Origin of the sequence: Kocuria sp. HSID16901 (assembly GCF_003989425.1) — a bacterium.
GTDB lineage: Bacteria > Actinomycetota > Actinomycetes > Actinomycetales > Micrococcaceae > Rothia > Rothia massiliensis.
Genome location: NZ_RBLM01000001.1, coordinates 1 through 13,557 on the forward strand (window position 1 = coordinate 1; position 13,557 = coordinate 13,557).

A 13,557-nucleotide genomic window follows, 5' to 3' on the forward strand; every position below is an offset into this window, starting at 1 on the left:
GCATAAACATTCGGCACATGCATAAATACCCAGGGGGTTACCCCTCCCGGCCCCCTACTTCACCCCTACGGGTTTACGAAGATCCGCCCAGAAGGTTTTCTACCGTGTCTCACGTGTGTGACGTGAGTTTTTCTGCATGATTATGCGGTTTGAGACGCGTATCGCCCGAGGGATTGGCGTGTGACGCCGGAGTGATAGACTTCACTTTGGCGCTGTTCATGCGTTCATTGTTCTAGTGAGGAATGGTATGGGAAACACAGAACTTCAAGATGATTTCGACCGAGTTAGTCAATATCTAATATCCGCTTCGAGTGAGTCTGCATCGCTACATTTTGATGAGGTTCGCAAGTACTGCGCGGGTCGGTGCGCGGAAGCTGTTATGCCTATTCTAAGAGATTCGGAAGCCAAGGGTGCTTTCGTGTTATCAGAGGATGATAGGTTCCGGGCGTTCATTTTTTCTGACTCGGGTTTCATGCTAGCTGAAGCGATTTCTATTGATAGGACGAATGCTCGTACTTCTCTAGCTTCCTACAGGTTCTCGGATAGTCGTTTAAATATCGTGATCGGAGATATTGCGAGCTTTATGCCGGCTCGTCTGACAGAGTGGGACGAATGGCCATATTCCGTGGAAGTTGAAATATTTTGGCAAGGAGAATTACTGGCGCAAGTCAATTTGGACCGATCAAATCGGGCGCAGAAGGGCGCAATTGGCGTGATCCTCAGGAGTGTTGGTTCTCGTGCGGGGTTTTGATAGGCCTGCAACGTTCCAAAAGCTATGAGGCGCTTGTGCAGTTTCGTTTGGGAGTACCGAGGGGGCTTTCCGTAGGGCCGCTCGTCGACGGCCTCGTCGGGGTTGACACCGCCTGAGTGATCCTCGAACGTCTCCCGCGGTTCAGGTGTCGTATTTACGACACCTGCTTTTACGTCACGAGCCACAGTGTCGAAATGGGCACCGACAACGGGAGCGATAGCCCGCGTGGACATGCCCGCATTGGACAACTCCCCCACAAGCTCCCGCCGTTCATCACGTGAAAGCCGCATCAACGGGGACAAGTTGTTGCAACAATCCTTGCAACGCCGCCGACGTATCGGGCTGATTTTCTAGGTATCTGGATGTAGTTCGCATAGCTGAAGCCCCTTGATTTCAAGCCTCAGAACGTCGAATGACGCTCTACGATGCATGTTTGCCCGTGGCAGTTCAAATCCCCCATCCTCCGCCCATGAAACCGGCCCCGACTAGTGGAAACACTGGTCGGGGCCGGTTTTTTATGTTCTGGCACCGACGAGTTTCCCGCCATTCCCCTGGAAGAGAGGCAACTTCATGGTGCCCCGGTGGGGAAGTAGACCCATCTCTACTGCTCGGAGCAGGCCACGAGAGCTAGCGTGACAAGCAGACACACTAAGAGGAGGTTTAGAAGATGGCTTTAGTTGGTCTCATGTCGATACTGATGGTGACGAGTCTGGTTGCGTTAGGCGGCGTCGTTGCACTGCTGATCTATGCCGCCATCGGCGTGACGGCGTCGGAAGCAAGGCGGGGCCGGCCTGCGGAAACCGGAGTTCCAGAGGCTGCGAGCCGGAGGCGTTCCGAGCGGGAAGCATTCTTTTCGTGATCGAGTGCCCGGGCTGTTGTCGGCGTATGAGGTGAAGCAGCCCGCCCCAAAATTTGATGTTCGTCACAACGATTTTCTGCTGGCGACTCTCTCCATGTGAAGGATTCGCTTCTGATTATGGGTGATGTGGCGCACAGGCCGTGGGTGGACCGCAAGCTCTCCGAGTTGTCGTCACGGGCCAGGAGTAGCCTCGTATGCATCGGCAGGTAAGCCGTACTTCTCGCATGACGTGGGGTTAGCGAGCGGGTTGTTGCGGTGGACCGATCGCCGATGCCTTGGGGATTCACCCCTCCTATCGCCGTTCTTGTTACGGGCGACGAATTTTTCCGATGATCCAAGGCCGGGCGGCGTCGCACTTCTTGGCTCGACGCCGCCCCATCTCATGTCAGATCGTCATCGTTCAGGCCTTGGGGGCCTCGAGATTGATCATCCAGCGGACGCCGAATTTGTCGGTAAACGAGCCGAAAACATCGCCCCACGGAGCCTTTTCTAACGGCATGGTGACTTCTCCGCCCTGCGAGAGGCCTTCGAACCAACCGCGTGCTTCCTGCTCGTCCGTTTGTGCACTACCGAGAAGGGCAACCTCGACCTGCGGATTACCGATCTGGCGGGGGACAGCGTCCATAATTCCGCCGTCGGAAGCCAAGATGAGAAGGCCGTGGGGCGTTGCCAACTGACCATGCATCACCTTGTCCGCGTCTTTCTCGTCCACGGGAGCCTGGAAATCGGCAAAGGTCGAAACGGTGAGATCGCCGCCAAGCGTTTCGTGGTAGAAGTTCAGCGCGGCGCGAGCGTCACCCGTGAAGGTTAGATAGGGATTCAATTGGAGGGACATGCTGGGCTCCTTCTGGACAGAGCACGGGGAATATCCCCGAATGGTGGCTCTATGGTCCAACTCTAAGGTGAATATGCGTTGAACTGAGAAGGGTTTTGCTTAGTTGTCCCTGTGATTTCTCCACCAAACGGCCGCCATGGCTGCGGGGATCGACAGCACCACGATGGCTACGAGGAGCCACGGATTGACGCCGCCAATGCTGGCCATGATGAACTCAGCAACCACGGCGACCATAAAAACGCACAGGCATACGAGGAAGACATCGGGAATCTTTTTCACGGTGGGCCTCCACGGTGCGTCGGATTATCGCGGGCAGGTGCCTGCATCACGCCAGAATATCTGGGATTCAGCGCGCCGTCTCTTGTCGGACCCAGATTCCGAGGTACTCAATGGTTTTCCACATTTAAGGTAAGACGACGCCTCGATGGAGGTTCTGGTCGGTAACGTGTCTGTCATGGCTACAGACGAACAGCTCGAAAAGATTGCGAACGGATACAAGTTCGACGGGGACGTGGTGCGTCTTGGCGCCGCGATGAGTGAAGGGGAACCTCATCCCGAGGTTCCCGTGAGCCTCCCGATGTCGATGATGAACCGGCATGGACTCGTTGCGGGTGCTACCGGCACGGGCAAGACCAAAACCCTTCAATCCATGGCCGAGCAACTATCTGCCCAGGGCGTCCCGGTGTTTCTCGCCGACGTCAAAGGAGACCTCTCCGGGCTCGCCGAAGCTGGCGAAGGCAACGAAAAGTTGGAAAAGCGGAGTCAGGCCATCGGCCAGGAGTGGAAGGGGCAGTCCTTCCCCACGGAGTTCTATACGCTCGGTGGCGAAGGCACCGGCGTGCCGATCCGCTCCACGATTCAGTCTTTTGGGCCGATCCTCTTGTCCCGCGTCATGGAACTCAACGAGACGCAGGAGTCGAGTCTCCAGTTGATTTTCCACTACGCCGACCAACATGAGCTGGAGCTTTATAACCTCGCGGATCTGCGGGCCGTGATTCAGTTCTTGACCTCCGCAGAAGGCAAAGAGGCCTTGTCGGAGCTTGGAGGGCTCTCGAAAGCGACCGCTGGCGTCATCTTGCGCAAATTGGTCGGCCTCGAGGCAGACGGCATGGACAAATTCTTCGGCGAGCCGCAGTTCGACACCCAAGAAATTCTCCGTACGGCGCAGGACGGACGCGGCATCATCTCGGCGCTCGAGCTATCTAACCTCCAGTCGAAGCCGCAGCTCTTTTCGACATTCCTCATGTGGCTTCTCGCGGATCTCTTCGAACACCTTCCTGAAGTGGGCGACGTCGACAAACCGAAGCTCGTATTTTTCCTGGACGAAGCACACCTGTTGTTCAACGGTGCGTCGAAGGCCTTCCTCGAGTCGGTGACTCAGACGGTGCGGCTCATCCGGTCCAAGGGCGTCGGAATCTTCTTCATCACGCAAACGCCCAAAGATGTCCCCGGAGACGTCCTCGGTCAGCTGGCCAACCGCGTCCAGCACGCCCTGCGCGCCTTTACGCCAGAGGACGCCAAGGCCCTTAAAGCTACCGTCTCAACGTTCCCCAAGTCCGCATACGATCTCGAGGAGCTTCTGACCTCCGCTGGCATCGGTGAAGCCGTGGTGACGGTGATGACGGATACCGGCGCTCCGTCCCCGGTGGCTTGGACGCGTATGTATGCCCCGCAGTCCCGCATGGCACCGGCTTCCCCATCCACCCTGGAGAAGGTGGTTCAAGGGAGCGAGCTTGCGCCGAAATATTCGAAGGTTGTGGATTCCTACTCGGCATTCGAGAAATTGACCGAGCAGAAGGAAGGCGACAGCGACGACCAGGAACAAGCATCCGAAGCTCCCGCCTCAAAGAAGCAGCCGAGCGATGACGAGCGTGAGGCTCAGGAACGGGAACGTTCTGAGGCTCAGCGGGAAAAGGATGAAGAGCGGGAACGCAGAAAGCGTAACGACGCCATGATGCGTGTGGGCACCAACGTAGCGTCCCAGCTTGGCCGTGAACTCGTTCGCGGACTCTTCGGAACCTCACGTGGTGGTCGGAAGCGTAAGGGTGGATTCTTCGGCTAGGCCGTCGAATGCACCTGGCGACGCGAAACGGCCCCCGGTGTACACCGGGGGCCGTTTCACATCAATCACTCGCACCTATGAGGTAGTTACGACTCTAGGTCGCGACCCTGTGCGGGCACTGAATGAAGCCTTGTATGCACCAGAAAGAATTCATCGAATCAGCTCCATGTGCATCCCGTCGGCCGGTAATCGTCCTGGTCAGTGCGAAGTATTGAGCCACTGATCCAGGGTCGGCCCCACGAGATCCGAACCCTCCGGAGCCAGTAGCGTCCCGTCGCCCAGGCCGGCCAAGGGAGGATCCTGAATGTCAACGGGTCGCGCATCGTCCCGATGAGCCAGCACGGCCTCGGTGAGGGCGGGGAGCCGCATGGCATCCGGTCCGCACACCGTCACGACGCCGTCGCCATGTTCTCCCAGGGCGGCCTCGACAAGATATCTGGCGATGCTAGAAGCGGCGGCCGGCTGGATGTTCCAGTCTTGAACGACGACATTCTCGTCGTTCTCCGTAACCGCCGCCGGATTCAATGCAAACTCAAACCACTGCGAGCTACGCACGATCGTGGTGGTGAGACCTGAGTCGGCGACCAGTTTTTCCTGCTGCGCGCGGGCGTCGTAGAACGGAAATTGCTGGAGACCTTTGTCTTGCACTCCGTTGATGGACAGCATGACCAATCTCCCGACGTCGGCGGACTTCGCCGCATCGATGAGGTGACGCGCACCGGTAAGAATCGGCGTCACAGGGTCATCGGAGGTCGGATCGCCGACTTGCGATGCGTCGATGACGGCGTCGACATTGGCTAAAGCCTCCTCGAGACCAGCGCCAGTCAACAAATCGATACCGGTGGACCGGCTCAGGGAGACGACCTGAAGATCTTTCTTCTCGGCTTCGGCGACAATGAGTTGGCCGATGGAACCCGTGGCTCCAGTAATGGCAATGCGGTTCATGTGATTTACCTTTCCTCGCAGGAAGAGATCTTGCTTCCACGGTAGTCCTCATAGGACCGTAAACCCATGTCCGGACGCTGTAGCCGGTGTTCAGAAGTCGAGATAGGCACGGTTCTCTATTCTCACCGTGGGCGGTGCGCGGGTAGCCTTATTCCTTGTCCCCTCTGGGGGCAAGGGGTGCAACCCAGCCCATCATCACGAGCACGCAAAGGAATGCCAGACCACATGGCGCATACAGCGCAAGAACCAAAGAGTAAGTCCGGGTGGGTCATTGCCATCGCGGCAATGATGCTGTTTTCAATGTTTTTCGGGGCGGGAAATCTCATTATTCCGCCGATCGTAGGCGTTGAATCCGGTGAACACTTTGTGCCGGCCATTATTGGCTTCATTAGTACGGGCGTCTTGCTTCCCGTCCTCGCGGTGATTGCCGTGGCGATTACCGGCAACGACGTGCAAGACCTAGCCCGACGAGGCGGCCGGATCTTCGGGCTCATCTTCCCGATCTTGGCGTATCTGTCCATCGGCGCGTTCTACGCATTGCCACGTACGGCCACCGTGAGCTTCTCTTCGGCCGTAACCCCAGTTTTCGGTTGGGAATCCACAGGTGCAGCGGCCGGGTTCTCCGCCGTATTCTTTATCGTCGCTTTCCTGATGTGCTTGGACCCTAATGGTCTCGTCGACAAGCTGGGCAAGTACTTGACGCCGGCGCTGTTAATCCTGCTGGCCGTCTTGATCATTCTCGGCATCTTCACGATCGACCATCACACGGGACAAGCTTCGGGTGACTACGCGACTCATGCTGGTCCCGCCGGCTTCGTGAACGGATATCTGACGATGGACTCCATCGCAGCTCTCGCGTTCGGAATTCTCGTCGTATCCGCACTGCGTCATAAGGGTCTCCCAGCGGGCCCGAAGCTCGTGCGCGGTGTTGGGCTTTCGGCCATCATCGCCGGTGCATTCCTCGGCCTGATCTACCTGGGGCTGGGATACATCGGAAACTTCATCCCCAACGGCGCCGGATATCAGGACGGCGCGGCGTTGTTGGCCGACGCCGCCTCTCAAACGATGGGGACGCCGGGAACCGTAGTGTTCGGTCTGATCGTTCTCCTGGCATGCTTGTCCACCGCAGTGGGCCTGCTCGGGGCAACCTCGGAATACTTCAATAAATTGGTTCCCAAGGTTTCCTACCGTGCATGGTTGGTGATCTTCTGCCTCATTTCCTTCGCGGTCTCCACGACGGGACTCGAGACGGTGCTTGCCATCGCGGGGCCCATCGTGGGATTCCTGTACCCGCCGGCGATCACGCTCATCTTGCTGACTCTCATTGAACCGCTGATCCGCCGTCGCCTTCACTGGTCCTACATCTTGGCTTTGACGGTGGCGACCTTGTGGGCCGCGCTCATGACCCTCAGCTCACTCAACGTGGGCACGGATCTCATCACGACGTTGATTGGGTGGTCGCCTGGGCACGCGCAGGATCTCGGTTGGTTTGTTCCCACGGTAGTGGCCGCCGTCATTGGCGTTGTCATGGATCTTGCCGGCGGAGCCAGGAAGGGCGTTCCCCTCGGTGGGGAAACTGTCTCCGAGGCGGAGGCACGGACCGGCGCCGTCGACGTCGCAGGGACTTCGACCACGTAGTTTCGACCCACAACTCCATACACGAAAGGACGGCCCCCGAATATCGGGGGCCGTCCTTCCATCAATCACTCGCACCTATGAGGTACTTCCGATACTAGGAACCGACCCTGTGGAGGGCCTGAGGAGGGCCGCGACGCAAGCTCGGAATCACGTCAAAGAAGTCTCAGTTCTCTTTGCCTGCGGCGAAGTCCGCCCTCATCTGCCGCTTATTGAGCTTCCCGACCGAAGTGCGCGGGAGCTCGTTGGCAATGATCACTTGCTCGGGCAGCTGCCACTTGGCGAATCGCGCCCCGAGGAGGTCATACACGCTGGCCTCTGTGACATTCGTTCCAGGGCGGGGGACCACATAGGCCACGGGGCGTTCGTCCCAGGTCTCGTCGGGCACGCCAATCACGGCCGCCTCGGCGATATCGGGATGATCCACGATGGTGTTTTCCATATCGATCGAGGAAATCCACTCCCCGCCGGACTTGATGACGTCCTTGAGGCGATCCGTGAGCTTGATATAGCCGCGAGCGTCGATCACGCCGACGTCGCCTGAACGCCACCATCCATCATCGAAACAGTCTTGCGTATCCGGCCGGTTGACGTACGACGTCGTGATCCACGGGCCCCGAACCAGCAACTCGCCGGCCGATTCGCCGTCGTGCGGTTGAGGCCGACCTTCGAGATCGACAATCTTGACTTCGGCGCCCAGCATGGGAAGGCCCTGTGACCGTTTGACGTCCCAGGCCTCATCCTCTCCTAGCTGCTGAAGGGCGGGCGGCAACTCCCGGTTCGTCGAGACCAGGGGAGAGGTCTCCGAAGCTCCGTATGCGTGCACGACGTCCGCGCCGACCACTTCTTTGAAGCCTCGCATCAAAGACAGCGGTGGCTCGCTGGCGCCGCAGATGATGCTGAGACCGTCCAACCGGGGCGGTTCGGGCAAGGAGCGAAAGTACTCGAGCAGGGGCGTCAAAATAGACGGCGCCGCATTGGTAACGGTCACCGCTTCCCGTGCTAGAGCGTCACCCAATACGGCAATATCCTGTGCCTGCCAGCGTCCGGGGAGAACGATCCGGGCTCCAGCCGCCACCGCAGCTTGAGGGAAGCCCCAACACATCACGTGGAACATCGGGGTCACGAGCATGACCGTCGAGTTATACGTCATCGTCATGGAGGAGACCACGCCCAAAGAATGGAGATACATGGCTCGGTGGGAATACAAGATGCCCTTGGGGCGCCCTGTGGTTCCTGTGGTGTATCCGGCGTAGGCAGCCGTTTTCTCGTCGATCCGCTCGAAGATGTCTTCCTCCGACTCGTCGTTCATGAGGTCCTCAAGGAAGGCGACGTTGGGAAGACTTGTCTCGATCTCGTTCGACGGGCGATCCGACATGACGATCCAGCCCTTGATCTTTGCCTGGTCCCGATGGGCTTCAGCCATGGGCAACAAGGATTCATCGACGCACACCCACGTGGCCTCGGAATGGTCGATGACATATCCGAGGTCTTCCGTCGCGAGTCGGAGGTTGAGCTGCAACATTGTCGCCGCGAGGGCAGGCACCGCGAAATACAACTCGAGGTGGCGCTGTGAGTTCCAGTCGAGCACGCCCACGGTGTCTCCTGGCTCGACGCCGATCCTCGTCAGGGCATGGGCCATGCGGGCGATTCGCGTGAATTCTTCTCGATAGGACGACCGGTGCCACGTGCCCTCAAAGTCACGGTAGGTGACGGTGTTATCGGGAAAGGTTCGTGCCGCATAGCGGAACAGCGACGTCATGTTGAGCGGGTAGTCATCGCCGGTAGTGGCCGGCCGTCCTTGGAGCATGCGTGCCTCATCGTTGTCGTTGGCGTACTCGCCGTGGAGATATTGCGCCACAGCATACGCGCTAGTGATACACGACACAAAGAGGTTTCGGGAATCGCCTCCGACTATCGAGAAACGGGCGGCAGTGAGAGATCGGTCGGGTGTTCCGGGTCGAAGGTTCCGAAGCGTTCCAAAATTTCAACTTCGGTTGCCGAGAGTTGGCGGGGAGCGAGCTTCTCAGGATCGACGCCGACCAAGACGTTGACGCCGTCGAACACGACGGATTCCTCCTGGACACCTCGGAAAGTGATCGAATATGACGAGCTGCCGATTCGCCCTACGCCGAGTTCAATGACCAATTCGGGGCCGTAGAGGACCGGTTTGCGGTAATTGATTTCCGTGCGAGCCACGACCGTCGGGTTGATTTCCCTGACCCAACCGTTGAGGGAACGCAGCCACAAAATGCGGGATTCCTCGACGAGGGTCAGGATGCGGGCATTATTGACGTGGCCCATCAAGTCTTGGTCGGACCAACGAATGTCAACGGGCTCGGCAAAGGCGGGGTATTCGGTCACGGAGGGATCGTCCTTTCGCAGGGAGGGTTCTCGTCGATCCTAGCGAGAACGGTCCACATCATGCGGCGCGGCGAGAAATTCCGTGCAGAGAGTGCATCGGGCGACCCCAATCGAAATAATGGGGCGTGGCTGGCGGTTATGCCGGATGTCGAGAGGAGCACACTATGGGACTGAAGATCGTGGTTGGCGGGGACAACGCCGGATACAACTACAAAGAAGCTTTGAAAGCGGACCTCCTAGCCGATGACCGCGTCGATGAGGTTCTCGACGTCGGCGTCACGGGAACGGACGATTCGACGTACTACCCCAACGTGGCGACTGCGGCCGGCGAAAAAGTTATTGCCGGCGAGGCCGACCGGGCCTTGCTGATCTGCGGCACGGGCCTGGGCGTCGCGATTTCGGCCAATAAGGTCAAGGGGATCCGCGCCGTGACCGCTCACGATATCTATTCGGTGCAGCGGTCGGTGCTGTCCAATAACGCGCAGGTCCTGTGCATGGGGGAGCGCGTGATTGGCTTGGAGCTCGCCCGCACGTTGGTCGATGCCTGGCTGGACCTGGAATTCGACCCAAACTCGTCGTCGGCTGCCAAGGTTGACGCCATTTGCGCATACGAAGGGGACTAAAACCCACAGAAAACACATGACGCCAGCCAGCTGTACACCCTGCCGGCTGGTCCATGAACGACGACGCCGCGCCCCTACCCCTGAGGTGGGGAGCGCGGCGTCCTCGTGTGCGTGATGGGTCAGACGTCTCGGCGGGCTGCCTCTGATGGCACCGCTTCCAAAAATGCTGGGCGATTAAACCCGGCGGCACGGAATTGTTGGTCGACGGCGGATGCCACTGCAGCGACATCTTCGGCCCGTACCAAGGCGATGGCCGAGCCTCCGAAGCCGCCACCGGTCATGCGGGCACCCAAGGCTCCAGCTTCACGCGCGGCATCGACGGCGAGGTCCAACTCGGGGCAACTGACCTGGTAGTCGTCCCGTAGGGAAGCGTGCGAGGCGTCCAGGAGCTCTCCCAAGCGCAACCAGGCCGGATTTTCGGCCGCAACGTTCGAGGAGAATAGCGTCTTGCACTGTTCGACGCGGAACACCTCAGTCCATACATGCCGCACGAGCCCGGTCAAGGAGTCGGCGTCGTGACCTTCGGGGATGACGACTTCGCCTCGGCGGAGAGTGTTCTCCCAGGTCTCGAATGCCGTGCTGAGATCCGCCTCCGTGATGTCCTCGGGGAGCACATCGCGCAGGGTCGGCACGTCCAGGGCTTTCGCCGCCGCGTCGCAACCTGAGCGTCGGTGGGCATATTGACCGTCGGCCAAGCGGTGAGGGGCCCGGGTGTCGATCACGAGGAGGGCCAGGCCGGCCCCGGCGATATCGATGGAAATAGGGCGGGACGAGAAATCACGGCAATCAATGGTCAACACCGAGCCTTCATGGGCTCGTAGCGAGATGGACTGGTCCATTCCGCCCGTGTTAGCCCCGGCGATCTCGTTTTCAGCGCGGATACAAGCCGCTGCGAGTCGTCCACGCCCCTCATCTGTGGCCGCGAGGAGATCGCGTTCTGGGTGGTCTCGCGTGCACAGGGAGTCCACGGCCAAAGCAACCGAGCATTCGAGCGCGGCTGAAGAGGAGAGCCCGGCACCGAGCGGAACCGCAGAATCCACGAGTATCTCTGCCCCCGGGGCGATCTGACCGTCGTCACCACCGGCGAGGCCCGCCTGGCTCATGGCCCACGGAACCCCCGCGACATAGGTTAGCCAACCCGAGAGGCTCCCCGGGGTGAGCTGGGATAGGGACACCGACTCTGCACCCCCGTTTTCTTGGGCGGAGGCGGCCCGGACGACGCCATCGGCGCGCGGCGAGACGGCGACGTACGTGCGATGGGGAAGTGCGAGCGGGACGACGGTGCCGCCGTTGTAGTCAACGTGCTCACCGATCAGATTGACCCGGCCAGGTGCCGAGAAGATGCCCCACGGTTGGAAGCCGTGGGCGGAGACGAACGCCTCGCGAATCGCGGCGGTGGCCTCGTGAGCGGATGGTGCGTCAATCCATTCAAGGTTGGTCACGGCGCGACCTCCCGGAGTCGTTGAGCAATGCGTTCGGGCGTGGTGTCGTTGATCCACGCGGACATGGCCGATTCGGAACCCGCAAGGTACTTGAGCTTCCCGGGCGCTCGGAGCAGGGAAAACACGTGCAGTCGCATTCTCGAGATGTGTTTGCCGCCTCGAACGGGCACCTGGTGCCACGCGGCGATGTAGGGAAGGTGGTCGACCTCGTCGAAGAAGCGGTTCAATCGGCCCAAGAGGTCCAGATACAGGTCGGTGAGCTCATCCTTCTCGGTATCGGTGAGTTCCGTGAAATCCCGTGCCGCACGTCGAGGCATCACGGTAAATTCCACGGGCCACTTCGCCGCGAACGGAACATAGGCCACCCATGAGGCGGTTTCTGCCACGATGCGCGTACCATCTTTGAGCTCCGCCTGAAGCACATCGTCTAGGAGATCGCCTCCGGTGCGTTCCGCCCATTCTTCGGCCTGACGTGCGACGTCGGCGGTTTCCGGAGTGACGTAAGGGTACGCGTAAATCTGCCCGTGCGGATGGTGAAGCGTCACCCCAATCTCCTCGCCGCGGTTTTCGAACGGGAAAACCTGGGCCACCCCATCGAGGCGGGAGAGTTCTCGCGTGCGGTGCGTCCAGGCCTCGATGACCGTTCTTGCGCGGCGGTGGCCCAGTTCGGCAAAGGAACCCTCCCAATCCGAGGTGAAACACACGACTTCGCATCGGCCGGCGGGGGAGGTCTCCTCAAAGAGCGGCTCGTCCCGGTAGATCTCGAGGGGGCCCTGGAGGGAGGGGAAGCGGTTTTCGAAAACGACGACGTCGTATTCGGCTTCAGGAATTTCTGACGGAACGGTGCCGCGACCTGCGGGGGCTAGGGGATCCTCGTCAGCGGGAGGTAGGAAGGTGCGGTTCATGCGGTGTGCGGCGATGGCCACGGGGTGCCCGGTCAACGGGTCCACGCGAACGCTCGCCGCTTCATGCGGTGGCATGGTGCGCTCGTCGAGGGGACGCGGATCGTGAATCTGCCGCGTCTTGTGGCCCGAGAGATACGGCTCCGTGTCATCGAAGAAGAAGATTTCTCGGCCGTCGGCGAGTTGCCCGCGGGTGATGCGGGGAGAGTTCGGCTGTGTCATGAGGAAATGACCACCTTGTTGACGTTGTCTTCTAGAAAGTCGTGGGCCACGGCGGGAAGTCCGGAATCGGTCACGACGACGTCGACCTCCGGCCAATCGGCGAATCCGGCGAGTCCAGTGGTGCCCCATTTGGAGTGATCGAAAATGGCCACGACGGTCCGTGCCGATTCGATGAGGGCCCGGTTGGTGCGGGCCTCGGCGAGGTTGGGTGTGGTGAGTCCTGAGATCCCCGCGCCATGAGCACCGATGAAGAGCGTGTCCACGTGAAGGTTGGTCAAGGCAAGGTCGGCGACCGGGCCGACCAGGGCATCCGATGGTGTGCGCTGCCCGCCGGTGAGTAAGACGTGATGAGGATTGTCGGGGTGGTTGCCGGCGGCGGAGTGTTCCGCCGTGAAGAATTCTTCGGCAACGGGGAGGGAATTGGTCACGATGGTCAGATTGGAGATATCCGCGCGGCTGGTGAGTTCTTGAGCCAGTCGAGTGCACGTGGTGCCCGCGGAGAACCCGAGTGATTGGTCGGATGAGACCATCTCGGCGGCGCGCTGCGCTATGCCTGCTTTTATTCCGGCGTTACGGGACATCTTGTCCGCGTAGGCGGGCTCAAGGGTGGACTTCGTGGATTCTGCGCCACCATGAATTCTGTTGAGGAGCCCCTGTTCGTCAAGGTCGGCTAGGTCCCGACGGACGGTCATTGGCGAAACATTGAGGTTCTCGGCCAGCACCTGCACATGAACCGTGCCGTGTTTTTGGACTTCGCGGACGATCAGTTTTCGGCGTTCTTCGGCGAGCATCGTCACTCCTTCCGGCCGTTGTGCGTTCAAGTCTGGTCTTAGTATGCCATCGAATCGAACAGTAATGAACATGCATGCGTCGATGCCTATTAGGCGCTATGGTGCCGAGATTTGGGGGTTGACACC

The 13,557-nt window shown here is 59.8% G+C and carries 13 protein-coding genes; 5 read left to right on the top strand and 8 right to left on the bottom strand.

Annotated features, from left to right (window positions below; translation table 11 throughout):
* Positions 1-247 precede the first annotated feature (247 nt).
* Together D8M21_RS00005 and D8M21_RS00010 are read left to right on the top strand one after the other, a co-directional pair.
* Complete coding sequence (locus D8M21_RS00005) at positions 248-751, top strand: hypothetical protein (protein WP_126855544.1); 504 nt, start codon at positions 248-250, stop codon at positions 749-751.
* Between the two features lie 667 nt (positions 752-1,418).
* Positions 1,419-1,610 (top strand): hypothetical protein, encoded by a 192-nt coding sequence (locus tag D8M21_RS00010; protein ID WP_048683988.1) that lies wholly within the window; start codon positions 1,419-1,421, stop codon positions 1,608-1,610.
* Between the two features lie 400 nt (positions 1,611-2,010).
* On the opposite strand, the gene D8M21_RS00015 is transcribed toward D8M21_RS00010, so the two are convergent.
* On the bottom strand, positions 2,011-2,445 hold the full coding sequence (locus D8M21_RS00015) for a VOC family protein (protein WP_048683985.1): 435 nt from the start codon (positions 2,443-2,445) through the stop codon (positions 2,011-2,013).
* 99 nt (positions 2,446-2,544) lie between these two features.
* A complete protein-coding gene (locus tag D8M21_RS00020; protein ID WP_048683981.1) occupies positions 2,545-2,724 on the bottom strand; it encodes a hypothetical protein in 180 nt (59 codons plus the stop codon).
* Between the two features lie 175 nt (positions 2,725-2,899).
* Between D8M21_RS00020 and D8M21_RS00025 the strand changes: the two genes are divergently transcribed.
* Positions 2,900-4,507, top strand: coding sequence for a helicase HerA-like domain-containing protein (locus D8M21_RS00025; protein WP_048684162.1), 1,608 nt, complete (start codon positions 2,900-2,902; stop codon positions 4,505-4,507).
* Between the two features lie 198 nt (positions 4,508-4,705).
* Here the strand turns inward: D8M21_RS00025 and D8M21_RS00030 are convergent, their stop codons facing one another.
* Positions 4,706-5,452 (bottom strand): SDR family oxidoreductase, encoded by a 747-nt coding sequence (locus tag D8M21_RS00030; RefSeq protein WP_048683978.1) that lies wholly within the window; start codon positions 5,450-5,452, stop codon positions 4,706-4,708.
* Positions 5,453-5,677: 225 nt separating this feature from the next.
* Here D8M21_RS00030 and brnQ point away from each other — a divergent pair, with 225 nt between their 5' ends.
* The gene (gene brnQ / locus D8M21_RS00035; RefSeq protein ID WP_048683974.1) at positions 5,678-7,090 is read left to right on the top strand and encodes a branched-chain amino acid transport system II carrier protein; all 1,413 of its coding nucleotides are present in this window, start codon (positions 5,678-5,680) and stop codon (positions 7,088-7,090) included.
* Positions 7,091-7,253: 163 nt separating this feature from the next.
* Here the strand turns inward: brnQ and D8M21_RS00040 are convergent, their stop codons facing one another.
* Both D8M21_RS00040 and D8M21_RS00045 read right to left on the bottom strand, forming a co-directional pair.
* Positions 7,254-8,948, bottom strand: coding sequence for a long-chain-fatty-acid--CoA ligase (locus D8M21_RS00040; protein WP_238650858.1), 1,695 nt, complete (start codon positions 8,946-8,948; stop codon positions 7,254-7,256).
* A 53-nt stretch (positions 8,949-9,001) separates the two neighbouring features.
* Positions 9,002-9,451 (bottom strand): acyl-CoA thioesterase, encoded by a 450-nt coding sequence (locus tag D8M21_RS00045; RefSeq protein ID WP_048683971.1) that lies wholly within the window; start codon positions 9,449-9,451, stop codon positions 9,002-9,004.
* Positions 9,452-9,615: 164 nt separating this feature from the next.
* Between D8M21_RS00045 and D8M21_RS00050 the strand changes: the two genes are divergently transcribed.
* On the top strand, positions 9,616-10,074 hold the full coding sequence (locus tag D8M21_RS00050; protein ID WP_048683969.1) for a ribose-5-phosphate isomerase: 459 nt from the start codon (positions 9,616-9,618) through the stop codon (positions 10,072-10,074).
* Positions 10,075-10,193: 119 nt separating this feature from the next.
* Here the strand turns inward: D8M21_RS00050 and galK are convergent, their stop codons facing one another.
* The 3 genes from galK to D8M21_RS00065 are packed head-to-tail and all read right to left on the bottom strand — an operon-like array spanning position 10,194 to position 13,431.
* The gene (galK, locus tag D8M21_RS00055) at positions 10,194-11,516 is read right to left on the bottom strand and encodes a galactokinase (RefSeq protein ID WP_238650860.1); all 1,323 of its coding nucleotides are present in this window, start codon (positions 11,514-11,516) and stop codon (positions 10,194-10,196) included.
* Positions 11,513-12,640: a galactose-1-phosphate uridylyltransferase gene (gene galT, locus D8M21_RS00060; RefSeq protein ID WP_126855546.1), complete on the bottom strand. Its 1,128-nt coding sequence runs from the start codon at positions 12,638-12,640 to the stop codon at positions 11,513-11,515. The genes galK and galT overlap by 4 nt, the downstream gene beginning before the upstream one ends.
* The gene (locus D8M21_RS00065; protein ID WP_048683960.1) at positions 12,637-13,431 is read right to left on the bottom strand and encodes a DeoR/GlpR family DNA-binding transcription regulator; all 795 of its coding nucleotides are present in this window, start codon (positions 13,429-13,431) and stop codon (positions 12,637-12,639) included. Before D8M21_RS00065 ends, galT begins: the two co-directional genes overlap by 4 nt.
* Positions 13,432-13,557: the final 126 nt, after the last annotated feature.